Origin of the sequence: Labrenzia sp. VG12 (assembly GCF_002237595.1) — a bacterium.
GTDB lineage: Bacteria > Pseudomonadota > Alphaproteobacteria > Rhizobiales > Stappiaceae > Roseibium.
Window position 1 is genome coordinate 5,144,422 of the sequence record NZ_CP022529.1, and the last position, 17,016, is coordinate 5,161,437.

13 protein-coding genes and 1 tRNA gene are annotated in these 17,016 nt (G+C 58.2%); 10 read left to right on the forward strand and 4 right to left on the reverse strand.

The window, feature by feature from the left end:
• The 7 genes from CHH27_RS23770 to iolB all read left to right on the forward strand — a co-directional run bounded on the left by CHH27_RS23770 (position 1) and on the right by iolB (position 8,293).
• The gene (locus CHH27_RS23770) at positions 1–780 is read left to right on the forward strand and encodes an ATP-binding cassette domain-containing protein (protein WP_094073801.1); all 780 of its coding nucleotides are present in this window, start codon (positions 1–3) and stop codon (positions 778–780) included.
• A gap of 16 nt (positions 781–796) precedes the next feature.
• Positions 797–1,576: a TIM barrel protein gene (locus tag CHH27_RS23775; protein WP_094073802.1), complete on the forward strand. Its 780-nt coding sequence runs from the start codon at positions 797–799 to the stop codon at positions 1,574–1,576.
• A 24-nt stretch (positions 1,577–1,600) separates the two neighbouring features.
• Entirely contained in the window at positions 1,601–2,596 is a 996-nt protein-coding gene (gene iolG, locus CHH27_RS23780) for an inositol 2-dehydrogenase (RefSeq protein ID WP_094073803.1), read from the forward strand.
• Positions 2,589–4,517, forward strand: coding sequence for a 5-dehydro-2-deoxygluconokinase (gene iolC, locus CHH27_RS23785; protein WP_094073804.1), 1,929 nt, complete (start codon positions 2,589–2,591; stop codon positions 4,515–4,517). Before iolG ends, iolC begins: the two co-directional genes overlap by 8 nt.
• Entirely contained in the window at positions 4,514–6,355 is a 1,842-nt protein-coding gene (gene iolD / locus CHH27_RS23790; RefSeq protein WP_094073805.1) for a 3D-(3,5/4)-trihydroxycyclohexane-1,2-dione acylhydrolase (decyclizing), read from the forward strand. The genes iolC and iolD overlap by 4 nt, the downstream gene beginning before the upstream one ends.
• 223 nt (positions 6,356–6,578) lie before the next feature.
• The gene (gene iolE, locus CHH27_RS23795) at positions 6,579–7,475 is read left to right on the forward strand and encodes a myo-inosose-2 dehydratase (RefSeq protein WP_094073806.1); all 897 of its coding nucleotides are present in this window, start codon (positions 6,579–6,581) and stop codon (positions 7,473–7,475) included.
• Complete coding sequence (gene iolB, locus CHH27_RS23800) at positions 7,472–8,293, forward strand: 5-deoxy-glucuronate isomerase (protein ID WP_094073807.1); 822 nt, start codon at positions 7,472–7,474, stop codon at positions 8,291–8,293. The genes iolE and iolB overlap by 4 nt, the downstream gene beginning before the upstream one ends.
• 173 nt (positions 8,294–8,466) lie before the next feature.
• On the opposite strand, the gene CHH27_RS23805 is transcribed toward iolB, so the two are convergent.
• Positions 8,467–9,540, reverse strand: a complete 1,074-nt coding sequence (locus tag CHH27_RS23805) for a tartrate dehydrogenase (protein ID WP_094073808.1) — start codon at positions 9,538–9,540, stop codon at positions 8,467–8,469.
• Between the two features lie 141 nt (positions 9,541–9,681).
• On the opposite strand from CHH27_RS23805, the gene CHH27_RS23810 reads away from it, so the two are divergent.
• From CHH27_RS23810 to CHH27_RS23820, 3 genes are all read left to right on the forward strand, one after another.
• Complete coding sequence (locus CHH27_RS23810; protein ID WP_094073809.1) at positions 9,682–10,596, forward strand: LysR substrate-binding domain-containing protein; 915 nt, start codon at positions 9,682–9,684, stop codon at positions 10,594–10,596.
• A gap of 156 nt (positions 10,597–10,752) precedes the next feature.
• The gene (locus tag CHH27_RS23815) at positions 10,753–11,742 is read left to right on the forward strand and encodes a TAXI family TRAP transporter solute-binding subunit (RefSeq protein ID WP_094073810.1); all 990 of its coding nucleotides are present in this window, start codon (positions 10,753–10,755) and stop codon (positions 11,740–11,742) included.
• A gap of 129 nt (positions 11,743–11,871) precedes the next feature.
• Positions 11,872–14,154: a TRAP transporter fused permease subunit gene (locus tag CHH27_RS23820; RefSeq protein WP_094073811.1), complete on the forward strand. Its 2,283-nt coding sequence runs from the start codon at positions 11,872–11,874 to the stop codon at positions 14,152–14,154.
• A 346-nt stretch (positions 14,155–14,500) separates the two neighbouring features.
• Here the strand turns inward: CHH27_RS23820 and CHH27_RS23825 are convergent, their stop codons facing one another.
• The 3 genes from CHH27_RS23825 to CHH27_RS23835 all read right to left on the reverse strand — a co-directional run bounded on the left by CHH27_RS23825 (position 14,501) and on the right by CHH27_RS23835 (position 16,841).
• Complete coding sequence (locus CHH27_RS23825; RefSeq protein ID WP_094073812.1) at positions 14,501–15,610, reverse strand: site-specific integrase; 1,110 nt, start codon at positions 15,608–15,610, stop codon at positions 14,501–14,503.
• Positions 15,611–15,668: 58 nt separating this feature from the next.
• Complete coding sequence (locus CHH27_RS23830; RefSeq protein WP_094073813.1) at positions 15,669–16,124, reverse strand: hypothetical protein; 456 nt, start codon at positions 16,122–16,124, stop codon at positions 15,669–15,671.
• Positions 16,125–16,751: 627 nt separating this feature from the next.
• A tRNA-Ser gene (locus tag CHH27_RS23835) sits at positions 16,752–16,841 on the reverse strand.
• Between the last annotated feature and the right edge of the window lie 175 nt (positions 16,842–17,016).

Here is a 17,016-nt window from a genome sequence, read left to right on the forward strand (position 1 = left end):
ATGTCCCAGCCAATCATCCATATGGAAAACATTGAGAAGCACTTCGGCAACGTGATCGCTCTGGCGGGGGTAAGTTTCGATGTCATGCCAGGTGAATGTCATTGCCTGCTCGGCGACAACGGCGCCGGCAAGTCGACGTTCATCAAGACGATGTCCGGTGTGCACAAGCCCAGCTCAGGTGAAATCCTGCTCGACGGCAAGCCCATGTCTTTCAACAGTCCAAGGGATGCCATGGAGGCCGGCATCGCTACCGTCTTTCAGGACCTTGCGATGATCCCCCTGATGTCAGTGACACGAAACTTCTTCATGGGACGTGAACCCACCAAAGGCAGTTATCTGCTCAAGCGATATGATGCCAGGCGCGCCAACGAGATTACGATGGAAGAAATGCGCAAGATGGGCATCAACCTGCGCGCACCGGACCAGGCGGTCGGCACGTTGTCAGGTGGTGAACGTCAGACCGTGGCGATTGCGCGCGCTGTCTATTTTGGTGCGCGCGTGCTGATCCTTGACGAGCCGACATCTGCGCTTGGCGTGCGTCAGACGTCCAATGTACTGGCCACAATAGACAAGGTGCGTGACCACGGTGTCGGCGTTGTCTTCATCAGCCACAACGTGCGCCATGCAATGGCGGTTGGCGACAGGTTCACGGTGCTCAATCGGGGCAAGACATTGGGGACGGCTACACGTGGTGAAATATCACCCGAAGAACTGCAGGACTTGATGGCTGGCGGCCAGGAAATGGCGGAGCTGGAAAGCTCCCTCGGCGGAACGATCTAGATCAGGGAAAAACACGATGTCGGGGCAATTTGCTCTCGCCGCTTGTGCGGAAATGCTTTGGTGCGACAAGCCCATCGAATGGCGCGTTCTGCGTCTTAAGGAAATGGGATTCGGAGTAGGGCTCTGGAACTGGCCCGCTCACGACCTGGCGGAGCTGGAAAAGACCGGCGCAACCTTCACCATCATGAACGGGTACCTCGACGGCCGTCTGGCCGATGACGACGGGGCAGACATCCTTCTTGCGTCCGCAAGGGAAACGGCTCGGATTGGAAAACGCCTTGGAGTTCAGCGTCTCAACCTCCATGGCACGGGTCTGGGGGAGGGGGGTATCCCGATCTGGCAACATGACATTGTACCGGGCGCGATGTGGCTCAAGGCGCGTGACACGCTCCATCGCATCTGCGATCTCGCGGAGGAGGAAGGTGTGGTTTTCACGCTCGAAAATCTCAATCTGCTGGATCATCCGGGCTGTCCGTTCGGCTCGACCGGTGATGTGCTCGCCCTGGTCTCTTCGGTCGATCGCCCGCAGTTGAGGATCAATCTTGATCTCTATCACACGCAACTGGGTGACGGTGATGTCATCCGATGGTGTCAGAAGTGTCTGCCCTGGATCGGAGAAATTCAGGTCGCCGACAATCCCGGCCGGTGCGAGCCGGGCACCGGTGAAATGAACTATGCCCGCATCGCAACCGCGCTGTTTGAAATGGGATACAGCGGCCCCGTCGGGATGGAAGCGTTCGCAGCAGGAGATCCCGAAGCAGCGCTTGCTGCATTCAAGACCGCATTTACCCTTTAACCCAAATTTGGAAAGCAAAGACCAATGCTCAGAATTGGACTACTCGGCGCAGGCCGGATCGCCGGTGTTCATGCGACCGCAATATCGGGCAATCCGGGCAGCACACTGGCAGCCGTATCCGACCATTTTCCCGAAAACGCAAAGAAACTGGCAGCTCAATACGGCTCAGTCGCGCGTTCGACAGAAGACATCCTGTCCGATCGGAGCATCGATGCGGTGCTGATCGCAACATCGACCGACACTCACTCCGATTTGATTGAGGCGGCAACGGCTGTGGGCAAGGCTGTTCTCTGTGAGAAACCAGTCGATCTGAGCCTGGAACGTGCGCGTTCCTGTCGTGAGGCCGTTTCGAAAACGGGAATGCCGGTAATGATCGGCTTCAACAGGCGGTTTGACCCGAATTTTGGTGCGTTGAAAGCGGCTCTGGACGCAAATGAAATCGGCAAGGCGGAACTGCTCTCAATCACATCCTTCGATCCTGCTCCGCCGCCTGTTGCCTATATCAAGGTTTCTGGCGGTCTCTTCCGGGACATGATGATCCATGACTTCGACATGGCAAACTTCATCATGGGCGAGCCGCCGGTTTCGATCATGGCGGTCGGGTCGTCCGTGGTGGACCGGGAAATCGGGGAGGCTGGAGATGTAGACACCGCTGCCGTAACAATGACCTATGCGGACGGTCGTATCGCCGTAATCAAAAACTCGAGGCGCGCCGTTTACGGTTACGATCAACGGCTCGAACTCCTTGGGTCTGAAGGGTTGTTGCAGGCACAGAACATGCTGGAGAATTCGGTGGTCAAGTCGACCACGTCCGGCGTGACCGGTGCCAAGCCCACCTATTTCTTCCTTGAGCGCTACATGACGTCCTATGCCGCTGAATGGGGCGCGTTCGTGGACGCTTTTGCTGGTGGCGGCACACTTCCGGTTACGCTCGACGATGGCATTGCAGCTCTTGCTATGGCGGAAGCGGCAACCCGTTCAGTACAGAGCGGTCAGCCTGTGAGGGTTGAAGATGTCTGAGACCCTGGACCTGATCACGATCGGCCGCTCGTCGGTTGATCTCTATGGCGCGCAGGTGGGCGGCCGGCTGGAGGACATGGCCAGCTTCAACAAGTATATCGGGGGCTCCCCCACCAACATTGCCTGCGGCACGGCTCGTCTTGGTCTTAAATCCGGCCTGATCACGCGTGTCGGCGACGAACATATGGGCCGTTTCATCCGAGAACAACTGCAAAAGGAAGGCGTTGAAACGCGCGGTGTGAGCACGGACCCAGACCGTTTGACCGCGCTGGTTCTCCTTGGTATCCGCGACCAGGAGCAATTCCCGCTGATCTTCTATCGCGAGAACTGTGCGGACATGGCACTCACCGAAGATGACATTGACCCGGCTTTCATTGCCTCGGCAAAGTCGGTGGTAGCCACGGGAACGCATCTCAGCCATCCGCAAACGGAAGCGGCTGTCCTGAAGGCGCTGCGGCTGGCCCGCGACAATGGCAGCAAGACGGCGCTCGACATCGACTACAGGCCCAATCTCTGGGGCCTGTCCGGCCACGGCGACGGCGAGAACCGTTTTATCGCCTCCGAGAAGGTGACGGCCAAGCTGCAGTCGACCCTGCATCTGTTTGATCTGATCGTCGGCACCGAAGAAGAGTTCCACATCGCTGGCGGCAGCACCGACACGGTCGAGGCGCTGCGAAATGTCCGGAATGTCTCAAAGGCCACTCTCGTCTGCAAACGGGGCCCGATGGGTGCTGTCGCGTTCGAGGAAGACATTCCGGACAGCCTTGACCAGGGTGTCTCCGGTCCGGGGTTTCCGATCGAGGTCTTCAACGTGCTTGGTGCAGGTGACGGCTTCATGTCCGGCCTGCTGAAGGGCTGGATCACAGGCGAGGACTGGGTCACAGCGCTCACCTATGCCAATGCTTGTGGGGCTTTTGCTGTATCACGTCATGGCTGTACCCCTGCCTATCCGAGCTGGGAAGAACTGCAGTTCTTCCTGAAGCGCGGTGTAAGGGACCAGGCGCTCCGCAAGGATCCTGAGCTGGAGCAACTCCATTGGTCAACCAATCGGAAGGGTGACTGGTCGACCATGCGGGTTTTCGCCTTTGACCATCGACTTCAGCTGGAAGAGATGGAAGGTTTCTCGCTTCAAAAGGGAGCTCGTTTCAAGGAATTGTGTCTTGAGGCAGCCCTGCAGGTGCAATCTGGAGAAACGGGCTATGGGGTGTTGTGTGACAACCGCATCGGCCGATCCGCACTACACAAGGCCTCCGGTTCCGGCTTGTGGATCGGGCGCCCCACCGAATGGCCGGGGTCGCGTCCCCTGGAACTTGAACCGGAGCTGGGTGCGGACTTTGGCGGTCTTGACGAGTGGCCAAGTGACAATGTGGTCAAGGTCTTGTGTTTTTGTCATCCGAATGACACCGATATGGTTAAACAGCAGCAGGAAGAAACCGTTCGGCGCCTTTTTTGTTCAGCGCGGCGCAACGGACTGGAATTCCTTCTGGAGGTCATTCCCTCGAAAGTTGGTCCGCTAAGCGACGATACGGTTGCCGACCTGATCCGGCAATTCTACGGAGCGGGTATTTATCCGGACTGGTGGAAACTGGAACCGATGGCCAGCGAAGCGGCCTGGTCGGCGACGGTTGCTGCGATCGAGGAGTTTGACCAGCATACGCGCGGTATTGTCGTGCTGGGTCTGGATGCCCCGGAATGGGAATTATCCGCAAGTTTCAAGATTGCTGCACGTTATGACCTGGTCAAGGGGTTTGCCGTTGGACGCACGATTTTCGGAGACGCCGCACGGGCATGGATGAAAGGTGAAATGAGCGATCACGTCGCGGTTGCGCACATGGCCGCCCGTTACACGCGACTTTGCGAGATCTGGGACCACGCACGGTCTGAAGCCCGATTGAATTCTCCTGAAGGAACCCCTGCATGAGCACCCTTCGACTGACCGCGGCCCAGGCGATGGTCCGCTACCTGTCGGCGCAAATGACCGAAGACGGCGAGCGCTTCATTGACGGGATCTGGGCGATCTTCGGCCACGGCAATGTCGCCGGTCTGGGCGAAGCGCTGGAGCAGGCCGGCAATGCCCTGCCGACCTGGCGCGGCCAGAACGAGCAGACCATGGCCCACACGGCGATTGCCTACGCCAAGGCGAAGAAGCGCACCCGTGCCATGGCGGTGACCTCCTCCATCGGGCCGGGCGCAACCAACATGGTCACGGCTGCGGCCCTTGCCCATGTGAACCGTCTGCCACTGCTGCTGATCCCGGGCGATGTCTTTGCAAACCGCGCCCCCGATCCCGTCCTGCAGCAGGTCGAGGATTTCGACGACGGAACGGTATCGGCCAATGACTGCTTCCGGCCGGTCTCGCGGTACTTCGACAGGATCAGCCGCCCGGAACATTTGCTCACCGCGCTGCCCCGCGCCTTTCGCGTGATGACCGATCCGGCGCAGTGCGGCCCGGTGACCCTGTCCTTCTGCCAGGACACCCAGGCCGAGGCCTTCGACTATCCAGCCAGTTTCTTCGAACCGAAGGTCTGGCGTATCCGCCGGCCCGAGCCGGACACACGCGACATTGCCGAGGTCGCCGCGCTGATCAAGGGAGCCAAGCGGCCCGTCCTCGTCTGCGGCGGGGGTGTTGTCTATTCCCGGGCCGAAGAGACCCTGGGCGCTTTCGCTACCACCCACGGCATTCCGGTGATCGAGACCCAGGCCGGCAAGTCGGCCCTCGCCCAGGCGCATCCGATGAACTTTGGTGCTGCCGGTGTCGATGGTGCGGCAAGCGCCAACGCGCTCGCCGAAGCCGCCGATCTCGTGATTGGCGTCGGCACCCGATTCCAGGACTTCACCACCGGGTCCTGGGCGCTGTTCAAGGAGCCGGGCCGCAAGCTCGTCTCCATCAACGTGCAGGGCTATGACGCGGACAAGCACGGTGCCGTCGGTGTAGTCGGCGACGCCAAAGTGTCGCTGGAAAAGCTGTCGGCCGCCCTCGGCGATCACAAGTCTGGCGCGTTCGATCCTGAAGCCCGCCTCGACTGGCTGGCCAAGGTGGATGCCCATTGCAGCGCCCGCACGGATGTTCCGGAGGGGTATCTGCCTCTCGATGCAGAAGTGATTGGAGCCGTCCAGCGGACCTCGACCGACAAGACCATCGCCATGTGTGCGGCAGGCACCATGCCCGGCGCGCTGAAGCTTCTGTGGCAGGCCCCGCAGGGCGGCTATCACATGGAATACGGCTTTTCCTGCATGGGATACGAGATTGCCGGCGCCATCGGTGTGAAGCTCGCCCAGCCGGAGCGGGATGTGGTCTGCTTTGTCGGCGACGGCTCCTACATGATGGCCAACTCGGAACTTGCCACCGCCGTCATGCGGCAGGTGCCGTTCACGGTGGTCCTGACCGACAACCGCGGCTTTGGCTGCATCAACCGGCTGCAGATGGGCACCGGCGGAGAACAGTTCAACAACCTCTACAAGGACTGCAATGTCGAGACCCAGCCGGAGATCGACTTCGTTGCCCATGCCGCCGCCATGGGCGCTCATGCGGTCAAGGCAAAGGACATTGCCGACCTGGAAGCCCAGATCCTCAGCGCGAAAGACAGATCCATCCCGACCGTGATCGTGATCGACACGGACCCGATGCACGGGCCCGGCGAAGCCGGTGGCGGCCACTGGTGGGACGTGGCAGTTCCCGAAGTCTCCGCTCGCGCGGAAGTCAACAAGGCCCGCGAGGGCTATGTCGCAGCGCTGAAACAGCAAAGCCTTGTGGAGTGAGGGGGCTTACAACAAGAAGCGTCCACTCCACACCTCGTCATCCCATGGCTTGACCATGGGCCTGCCCTCGACTGGATCGGGGGATCCATGCCGTTCACGAACCCAACACTTCCATGCCTTTGGCACGGAAACGGCGTGGATTGCAGGGTCAAGCCCTGCAATGACGAAGATTTAAAAGACCTCAGGATGAGGCCAGAAAATTGAAACGTCACAGGACACCAACATGATCCTTTACGGCACCAACCCGATTGCCTGGGCCAATGACGACGACCAGAGCCTTGGCGCACATATTCCGACGCAGCAGATCCTGGCGGAAGCCGCAGAGATCGGCTTTGACGGCATCGAGAACGGTCACCGCTGGCCGGACGAACCGGAAGCCCTGAAACAGCTGCTCGGCAGCCATGGCCTCAAGTTCGTCTCCGGCTGGTACTCGCTTAATTTGCTGGCGCAGTCTGTCGAGGACGAGAAAAAGGCGATCCAGCCGCATCTCGACAAGCTGAAACACAATGGCTGCAAGGTCTGCATTGCCTGCGAGACCTCCAACACCATTCAGGGATCTGATGTCGACATCAACACCAGCCCGGTTCTGACGGCGGAAGAAATGACCGCCTTTGGGGCAAAGGTGGAAGAGCTGGCCACCTTCTGTGCGGCGCAGGGCATTGATCTTGTCTACCATCACCACATGGGCACGGTTGTTGAGACGCTGGAAGAGATCGACGCCTTCATGTCGGCAACAGGACCAGCCACGAAGCTGCTCTTCGATGCCGGTCATTGCTACTTCGGCGCCAGGGGCGCTGACCCGGCCCCGGTCCTGAAGAAATACGCCGGCCGGATGAAACACTTCCATGCCAAGAACGTACGCCCCGCGGTCATGAAGGACATCCGCGACAACGGGAAATCCTTCATGGACGGCGTACGCGCCGGGGTCTTCACGGTGCCGGGGGATGAGGACGGCGGCATTGACTTCAAGCCGCTCATCCAGATCCTGAAGGACAATGGCTATCAGGGCTGGATCGTGATCGAGGCGGAACAGGACCCGGAGGTCCGCGAACCGTTCCAGTATCAGAGCCTGGGTCTCAGAACCCTGAAGGACATTGCAAAAGAGGTGGACCTTAAATGAGCGAGCTGCTCCGCAAACCCGATGGCACCAGCGGCAAGGTGCATGACATCACCGTCGACACCGCCAGGGGACCGAAGGCTCCGGACTGGGGCTACGTTGGCTTCGGCCTCTACCGCCTGAAAGCGGGCGAGACGGTCTCCGAGCAGACCGGCGACCGCGAGGTGATCCTGGTCATGGTCGAGGGCAAGGCCGGCATCTCCACCGGAGGCGAGGACTTCGGCACCCAGGGCGAACGCATGAGTGTCTTCGAACAGCTCCCGCCCCACAGCGTCTATGTGCCGAACGGCACGGACTGGTCGGCGACAGCCGTGACCGACTGCACGATCGGCGTCTGCACGGCGCCGGGCAGAGGCGGCCACAAGGCACGGGTCCTGCCGACACCGGAAAAGGTCACGCGCGGCAAGGGCGCCAACACGCGCTACATCTTCCCGATCGCCATGGAAGAATCTGACGTTGCCGACAGTCTTCTGGTGACGGAAGTGTTCACACCGCAGGGCAACTGGTCGTCCTATCCGCCACACCGGCATGACGAGGACAATTTCCCGGACATGACCTATCTGGAAGAAACCTATTATCACCGCCTGAACCCGGACCAGGGCTATGGCCACCAGCGGGTCTTCACCGAAGACGGCAGCCTGGACGAGACCATTTCCATGAACAGCCATGACGTGGTGCTGGTCCCCAAGGGCCACCATCCCTGTGGTGCGCCCTATGGCTACGAGATGTATTATCTCAACGTCATGGCCGGACCAATGCGCAAGTGGCGCTTCCAGAACCATCCGGACCACGACTGGATCGCTCAAAGGGATGCCGGGTAAGATACGCTCAAACCGCTGTTCGTCAGCAGGCTCAAAGAGAGACATCCGGTCTCTCCTCCTGAGAAGAGCCGGCGGCACCGTCTCACCGGATCAGCCCCCCATCAACAGACAGGCTGCCCGCGTTCAAACCGCACGGGAGGCTTTTCCGATGCCTGCTTTCGGCTCAATTCTGTTCAGCTGTTCGACCCATGGATTGCCTGGATTACGGCATCGGTCACTTCCCGCGTCGTCGCCTTGCCGCCGACATCTGGCGTCAGGATACCTGCATCGCAGACCCGTTCGACCGCGGTCATCAGCCGTCGGCTTGATTCCAGCTCGCCCAGATGATCGAGCATCTGCGAGGCAGTCCAGAATGTTGCAACGGGATTAGCGATACCCTTACCGGTAATATCAAAGGCTGATCCGTGTATGGGCTCGAACATCGATGGAAAGCGGTGCTCCGGATCGATATTGGCCGTCGGTGCAACACCGAGGCTGCCTGCCAAAGCGCCTGCAAGGTCTGAAAGTATGTCTGCATGCAGATTGGTAGCCACGATCGTGTCGAGGCTCTGCGGGTTCTTGACCATGCGAACGGTCATGGCATCGACGAGCATCTTGTCCCATGTGACGTCCGGAAACTCGTGCGCCACCTCGGCCGCGATTTCGTCCCACAAAACCATGCCGTGCCGTTGGGCGTTCGACTTCGTCACGACCGTGAGCAGCTTGCGCGGCCGCGATTGTGCCAGCTTGAAGGCGTAACGCATGATCCGGGCGACGCCGACACGAGTGAAGATCGCCACTTCGGTGCCGACTTCCTCCGGCAAGCCACGGTGGGTGCGTCCACCATTGCCCGAATATTCACCTTCTGAGTTTTCCCGAACAATCACCCAGTCCAGGTCGCCAACCCCGACATTGTGCAAAGGTGAAGTGACGCCCGGGATGATTTTTGTCGGCCGAACATTGGCATACTGGTCGAACCCCTGGCAGATCGGCAGTCTGAGACCCCACAACGTGATGTGGTCGGGGACATCCGGTGCGCCAACGGCGCCGAAATAGATCGCGTCGAAGGGTTTCAGCTGTTCCAGGCCATCGGCGGGCATCATCTCACCGTGTTTCCTGTACCGGTCCGATCCCCAGTCGAAAAAGGTCAGGTCGAAGCTGACATCTCCGGAGCGCTGACCGAGTGCAGCCAGGACTTCCGATCCCGCTTCGATCACTTCCGGGCCAATGCCATCTGCCGGGATGGCTGCAATCTGATAGCTGCGCATTGCGAATTCCGTCTTGTTCGGGCTGGCAGCAGCGCATGTCCTCCCATGGCTGCTGATGAGTTGCTGAGACACTTGCAATCTTCGAACAATACGGCAATGTTGGTCTGATCATATAAAAAATTGATATAATCGTAGAGGCTCATGGAACTCCGCCAACTGAAGTGTTTCATCACGGTTGCAGACACGCTGCATTTTGGCCGTGCTGCTCAGAAACTCGACATCCTTCCCGCATCACTGGGGCGGCAGATCAAGATGCTGGAGGACAGTCTCGGCAGTCGGCTGCTGACGCGTACGACCCGCAGTGTTGCGCTCACACAGGCCGGGAGCGATCTGCTTGAAGATGCCCGCGACATTGTGAATCGCGCAGAAAAGGTTGAAGCCACGTTTCGGGAACACCAGAGGGACAAGGCTTCAGTCTTGCGGATCGGAGCGATCGATAGTGCGGCGGTTGGACTTGTACCTCAACTGATCCCGCTTTTCAGGGATATGCATCCGGAGATAGACATTCAACTGCTGGAGCAAAAGACCATTCGATTGCTGCCTCGCCTGCTGACAGGGCGCCTCGATATTGCGATTGTTCGTCCGCCAGAGGTTCTCGATCCTCGTCTGTTGCTGAGATCCCTATTCTATGAAACAGCGGTGGTTGCAGTTCCCAACACGCACCCGCTCGCAAAAAAGGATCGGATAGCTGTCGAGGATATGGCGGACGAACCTCTTATCGTTCCAGACAAGGGGTCGCGGCCGCACAGCCACGATTTGACGATGAAGCTTTTCCTTGAGGCAGGATTGCCTGCTCGTGTCGCGCAGATTGCCGAGGAAAAACAAACCATCGTCAATCTTGTAAGTACGGGTGTCGGGATCGCTATTGTACCAAGGTGGATTTCAAGGCTTGCCGTTGGCGGTGTGACATTCGTGTCGCTGGATTTGCCGACTGGCCCGGCGAAGAACAGGCTGGCCCTGTCAGTTGCCTGGGTCCGTGACACGCGGGACGCGTCTCGAGACGCTTTTCTGCAGACGCTCGATCAGCATCTGGACCAGCTCGCAATTACAGCTTGAGTCTTAATTATTGCATTTTTTTATATAAATGAGTTGTTCTGGGCGGCGCCAAAGTGCCGGTATAGCGTGGATTTTGGTGAAGGGTCATCCCCGCCGCTCACAAGAGGATGTGAGCCGGGACAACGCACCCTTTATGAAGAATATGTGGAGGAACTCATGAAATTCAGCATGACGACCGGCGCTTTTGTGATCGCCGCCTTGACCGCAACCGCAGCGGTCGCAGACACAATCGACAAGACCGGCTGGCCTGAAAGCTTTACCGTGGGCACGGGATCGCAGGGTGGAACTTATTTCGGTTACGGCACTGGCTGGGCTAACATTGCCGGTGAAGAACTTGGTGTATCCGGCGCTGCCGAGGTTACGGGCGGGCCAATGCAGAACATGGCATTGGTCCATTCCGGCGACCTGCCGTTTGGCATGACCACAATGGGCCCTGCGGCTGAATCGATTGCCGGTTCGAATCCGATCGCACCCGGTTTGAAAATGGACAAGGCCTGCGCCATGTTCCCGATGTACCAGACCCCGTTTTCTATCACCGCCCTGTCTTCCTCCGGCATCAGCTCCGTCGCCGACATTCCGGAAGGTGCCCGGATCGGGTTCGGCCCGGCCGGGTCGACGTCCGACACCTATTTCCCTCGTATGATGGAAGAACTCGGTGTCAAGTTCGAGCGCCGCAACGGCGGCTGGTCGGATCTCGGTAGTCAGCTGCAGGACGGCCTTCTGGATGTGATTGCGTTCGCCGCAGGCGTGCCGGTTCCGGCTGTTAGCCAGCTGGAAGTGCAGACTGACATCAACATCATTGAGTTTACCGAAGCAGAACAGGCCGCTATCACCAAGGCCTTTCCTGTGGCAAATTTCGACATTGCGGCAGACAGCTACACAACGCTGGAGGCTCCCGCACGATCTGTCTCCATGTGGAACTTCGCGATCGCCAATTGCGATCTGCCGGAGACCTTCGTCTATGGCGTAGTGAAAGCGGTCATGTCCGACAATGAGCGTATGGTCGCGACCCACAAGGCCGCCCGGTCGACGCTTCCGGAGTTCTGGGATCGCAACCAGGTCATGAAGTGGCATCCGGGTGCGGCCCGTTGGTTCCAGGAAACCCAGGGTGCTGAAATTCCTGCCGACATGATCTACGGTAACTGATTACCAATCGCGTCCGCACGGGGAGATCCTCGTGCGGGCGCAGGATCGTATCAACACCCGCCCGACTTCGGGGTGGCACAATCTCGACCAACTAGACAGAGCCGTCAAGATCGGCCGTTGCAGGGACCCATGACAGATAAGACCGAGCTGTCAGCCGAGGATGTCGGCGAAAAAGTTCTGGCTGAAGGTGTTGATGAAGAACCCGTCGAGAGCAATCGGCGTCTGTTCGACGGGCGCGCTTATCTCATGATGGCAGGTTTGTCTGCGATTTACGCTGCATTTCATATGGTCGCGCTCAATGGCGTTTCGATTTCCGCCTGGACCGGGATAACCATACCCTTCCTGCCGCAGTTTCCGATGGAGACCTGGAACTTCCGTATCGCGCACATCGCGGGCGCATTGGTACTCGGCTTTCTCCTCTTTTCCGCCCACATCTTTCATGCCTCAGCTGTGCCGCATCGCGAAACACGGCTTGTCAGTATCATTGCGTTGCTTCTGCTGGTTCCTGCCCTCGTTTCGGGAGCAACGGCAGTCAGTTTCGTCAACACGATCCATTCTGGAACACTGCCGCAAATGGGCGGATTAACGACCTGGGCGGCTTTCCCGGGTACCGAGATCTACGAAACCGAGGTCTGGTGGTTCGGCATACCCCTGTTCATTGCAACATTCGGGGCGATTGTCGCTGGCTGGATGGAGCGCCGCGGTCGTGAGCGCTTTGCTGCCTCCGATGTCGTGCTTGCCATTTGCGCTGTCGTTGTGGCGATTTATTTCATTGCGATTTATGATACTGCGGCTCGGAATTCTGTCGGCACGACATTCGTTCCGATCGGTGTTGCCTTTGCGGCAACGGCAGGATCTGCAATGATCCTGGAACTCACCCGTCGGGTCGCGGGCCTTGCCCTGGTCATCATCACTGCTGTCTTCCTAGTCTACACGTTCACCGCCCACCTGCTGCCCGGCATTCTGGCGGTGCAAAGCGCCTACACATGGCAGCGCTTCTTCGGTCATGTCTATTCCGACGCCGGGATACTGGGGCCCACCACCGCCGTTTCTTCGACGTATATCATTCTCTTCATCATTTTTGCCGCCTTCCTGCAGGCCTCCAAAGTGGGCGACTATTTTGTGAATTTCGCCTTCGCCGCGGCCGGGCGTGCGCGTGGCGGTCCAGCGAAAGTGGCTATCTTCGCGTCCGGACTGATGGGCATGATCAACGGCACCTCCGCCGGGAATGTCGTTGCCACTGGCTCGCTCACGATTCCGCTTATGAAACGGGTCGGCTACGAAAAGAAGACTGCAGGGGCCGTTGAGGCCGCCGCTTCCACGGGCGGCCAGATCATGCCGCCCATAATGGGGGCAGGGGCCTTTATCATGGCCGAGATCACGGGCATTCCCTACCAGGATATCGCGATTGCCGCGATCATTCCGGCCGTTCTCTACTTTGTCTCCATCTATTTCATGGTTGACTTCGAAGCAGCAAAACTCGGTATGCGCGGCATGCGTGACGACGAGCTCCCTAACTTCCGGGACATGGTGGCGCGTGTCTATCTCTTCGTGCCTATCGTCATTCTGATCGCGGCCCTCTTCATGGGGTATTCGGTCATCCGTGCCGGGACGCTGGCAACCGTCTCAGCAGCTGTCGTCTCCTGGTTCACGCCGCACCGCATGGGGCTTCGCTCGATCGTCAAGGCCTTCGAGCTGGCTGGCGTGATGTCGATCCAGATCATCGCCGTGTGTGCCTGTGCTGGCATCATAGTCGGCGTCATCAGCCTGACGGGTGTCGGGGCCCGTTTCTCAAGTCTGCTTCTTGACCTGGCGGCAACCAGTCAGCTCCTGGCCCTCTTCTTTGCCATGTGCATTGCGATCCTTCTGGGTATGGGCATGCCGACAACTGCTGCCTATGCGGTTGCGGCCTCAGTGGTGGCTCCGGGATTGGTTCAGCTGGGCATTCCAACGCTGACGGCACATTTCTTCGTCTTTTATTTCGCCGTTCTGTCGGCAATTACACCACCGGTGGCGTTGGCGAGCTACGCAGCCGCGGGGATCTCCGGCGCGAACCCGATGGCCACTTCCGTCACCTCTTTCAAGTTCGGGCTGGCCGCGTTCATTGTACCGTTCATGTTCTTCTACAATTCGGCGATTCTCATGGACGGCGATGTCCTCGACATCATGCGCGCCGGTGGAACGGCAATCGTAGGCGTGTTCCTGCTGAGCTCAGGCGTCCAGGGCTGGTTCCTCGGCAAGGTCGCCGCGTCCTACTTGCGGCTTGGCCTTGCCGCGTCTGCTCTGTTGATGATCGAGGGGGGGCTTTGGACAGACCTCGCCGGGTTGACGGTTGCAGGTCTGGTATTTGTTCTTCAGCGCCTTGTTCAACCCAAAGCTGGAGAGAGCATTCCCGTGCGCGGGGCAGATTAGGCTGGATAGACTTCTATGTCGCGCTGGCTGAAAGTTCTGCTGCCGTTGTAAGGAAAGCAGAACTGAGATTTTCTACTTCTGTTCCATCGAGGTGTTTGCGTTTTCTGCGCAGAGCAACAGTTATGCGCCCCTAGGGTACAAGCAAATTCATAGTGAAGAGGTGCGGATACGCATTTGAAAAAAGCAAAGCTCATAGGGATCATTTTGAAATAAAAAATATTACTTCAACTTTCGAACGCGCGGAGAAATAACAAGAAAATTTGACCTAATTCGGGAATCTGTCGCTCTGAGTTGGCGCGCCAGCCCAGATGGGGCCCCTTGAAAGGCAAGAGCCACCATCTGTGGCTCAACTCTTCAGAAGGGCTTGTGCCATCGCCTTTAATACACCTCTATCTGCTGGCGAGACTCGATTGATCAGATCTGTAAGTTCTCTATCTGTGTCTCGAAATTCAACGCGTTCCCAAATGCCATTGATCAACTGACGCTGACGGCCTTCACCGAGCGTCGCGTAGTGCTCCATGGTCGTCGCCATGTCTTCATGACCCAGATTTTGGCTGAGAGCCTTCAGTTCCTCAGGTGATTGCGCCCAGGTCAGGCACATGCGGGCTAATGTGGCCCTGATCGAATGAGGACGAAAGTAAGGGAGGCCTGCAGCGCAAGTTGCCTTCCTGATGATCTCCCGCACCGGCGCGGCCGTTCTCCAGAATTCCTCCTTATGGTTAGCGCGGGGGCTACGAACCGCACTGGGTGTTCTTGGAAAGAGCGGATCATCGCCTTCTGCTCCTGAGGTGTGTCTCTCCTCTACCCAGCGCGTCACGATCGCAGAAATGTCATTTTCTACCGGAAACCATGTCGTTCGCATGGTCTTGGAAAACTTGGTTTTAACTTCCCTGGCATCCTGGAGAACACGGCGTCCTACTACGTCCACATGCTTGAGACGCAAACTGATAAGGGCACCATCCCGTATGCCGGTGAGGAACAGAAAGGCAATCACTGCTCGGTCCCGCCGGTCCTGCAATGTTGTCTGAGGCATGGCCGCGAGTGTTGAGACTATGTCCGCTGCCGACGGAACATGTTTTGTTTTCGGTGTGTGGGCGATGGCAGTCAAGCGACGAGGTGGCGTGCAATAATCACAGAGGTCCCTTTGAAGGGATCTGTAGCCTGATTGTTTGGTCAACCACTCTAGGAAGGTCTTCAGATCGTGGCAGGTCTGCACGATGGTTGGTGCCGCCAGAGTTCTGTCCCCTGTGGTCTCTCCGTGATCCGTCGCATTCAGTCCCTTTTTGAAGTTTATGATGTCATCTTGCGTCAGTCTGGTGAGCTCCTTGTCTCCAAGGCTGGTCGCGAACTGCCCGAGGTGCCGCATCCGGGCACTGATTGTTTTGGCGTTCAGTCCCCGGGCCTCTTTCATGTTCGTTTGGTATAAATAGAGCATCCACGCCGTAGGGCCGTGCATGTAGTCGTCCTCCGATAGTCCTGATCCGATGAATTGCAGCGGGGAGAGGAGAGATTCCCTAATCGGGAGTCTCGGCGCTGCAATTGCGTTTCTGCAGGTCTCTCAATCGGTGCAGATCGCTCTCACGGATAAACTTTGTGGTCCTGCCGCCCGTCTCGGGGCATTGGATGGAGACAAGCGTTCGGAACTTGCCTCGCTGCTCGACTGTGAAGGGTTCGATGAGAAAGGAATGTTTTTGCTTGCAGCAGACGCAGTAGATTTCCTCAAAGGTGCAGGGCACCTTGGCTTCCTTGCGTCTCCGGGCATGGAATTCATTCAGATCCTGCCCGAGAAAGAGGGTTTTCTGAGCCTCAATGGCTTTCAATCCGTAGCGCATCCAGTTCCGGACGGTCTGCCTGGAAACCAGATAGAGTGCAATCACGTCTTCGATTGAATAGAGCCAGTGGGCACGCGCCAGACGCGCGCTCTTGAGGGTCTGCCGCTTTGCCGGTTTTTCTGTCGCGGGAGCCCTCATGAGGTCACACCCCGCAGCTTCAGGCAGTACCGTTCAATTTCTTCTCGACACCAACGGGTCGTTCCGGGGGAGAGTTCATGACCCTTTGGGAACTCCGGATTGTTTCTGTTCCACCGCCAAATGGTGGGCACACTCACGGCAAAAAAGGCGGCAACGTCGCCGACTGTCATCCAGGGAGAAAGGACTTCAGCCTTCTTCGAGCCGCGTCTCTGGGTCGCGCCGGACTGCTTTGATTTTTCCTTTGCGTGAGCAAAAGCCGGAGGGATTGCACACGAAGCATTGGGCTTCTTTTCGGATGGCACCTCCGAAGTAGAAGGATCAATTGTCGGAAAGAGATCAGTCTGCCGTGCTGCGCACATGCAAGCCTCCTAAGTCGCGCTCGGGAAAACGAGCGGTTTCGGTTGGCGAGCACGTCCTGCGCAAGCTGGTGATGAACCCGGATGACATGAAAGAGCCGGGTTACATATTGGGTAGGCTCTGTTGCGATGTCGTGCAAGAGCTTGAGGCGAAAAAGTCCTGATTGAACGTCAGGGCTGTGAATAAACCTATCGACTGATGGGCTGAATGATGGTCTGCAAAATCAGACCGGTCATAGTCGATTTAAAATCAAAAGCTTATCAGAAAATATGGCGGACAGAGAGGGATTCGAACCCTCGATACGGTTGCCCGTATACACGCGTTCCAGGCGTGCGCCTTCAGCCACTCGGCCACCTGTCCGTTCAAAGCGTCATCCGCTTGAGTGGGGCGCAATATACCCATGAACCGGACAAGCGCAAGCACCTGAAAGATTTTTTTTTATGTGCCGCCGAAGCTGTGGATTCCGGCACTGATTCAGGCAGATTTGTCAGGCAAAAACCATCTGCTCCGTCGAGATCGTTCCGCAAAAGTCACA

Bases quoted from the DNA above. Each gene is read 5' to 3' on its own strand.
- CHH27_RS23770 (WP_094073801.1), top strand. From the start codon at position 1: ATGTCCCAGCCAATCATCCATATGGAAAACATTGAGAAGCACTTCGGC.
- CHH27_RS23775 (WP_094073802.1), top strand. From the start codon at position 797: ATGTCGGGGCAATTTGCTCTCGCCGCTTGTGCGGAAATGCTTTGGTGC.
- iolG (WP_094073803.1), top strand. From the start codon at position 1,601: ATGCTCAGAATTGGACTACTCGGCGCAGGCCGGATCGCCGGTGTTCAT.
- iolC (WP_094073804.1), top strand. From the start codon at position 2,589: ATGTCTGAGACCCTGGACCTGATCACGATCGGCCGCTCGTCGGTTGAT.
- iolD (WP_094073805.1), top strand. From the start codon at position 4,514: ATGAGCACCCTTCGACTGACCGCGGCCCAGGCGATGGTCCGCTACCTG.
- iolE (WP_094073806.1), top strand. From the start codon at position 6,579: ATGATCCTTTACGGCACCAACCCGATTGCCTGGGCCAATGACGACGAC.
- iolB (WP_094073807.1), top strand. From the start codon at position 7,472: ATGAGCGAGCTGCTCCGCAAACCCGATGGCACCAGCGGCAAGGTGCAT.
- CHH27_RS23805 (WP_094073808.1), bottom strand. From the start codon at position 9,540: ATGCGCAGCTATCAGATTGCAGCCATCCCGGCAGATGGCATTGGCCCG.
- CHH27_RS23810 (WP_094073809.1), top strand. From the start codon at position 9,682: ATGGAACTCCGCCAACTGAAGTGTTTCATCACGGTTGCAGACACGCTG.
- CHH27_RS23815 (WP_094073810.1), top strand. From the start codon at position 10,753: ATGAAATTCAGCATGACGACCGGCGCTTTTGTGATCGCCGCCTTGACC.
- CHH27_RS23820 (WP_094073811.1), top strand. From the start codon at position 11,872: ATGACAGATAAGACCGAGCTGTCAGCCGAGGATGTCGGCGAAAAAGTT.
- CHH27_RS23825 (WP_094073812.1), bottom strand. From the start codon at position 15,610: ATGCACGGCCCTACGGCGTGGATGCTCTATTTATACCAAACGAACATG.
- CHH27_RS23830 (WP_094073813.1), bottom strand. From the start codon at position 16,124: ATGAGGGCTCCCGCGACAGAAAAACCGGCAAAGCGGCAGACCCTCAAG.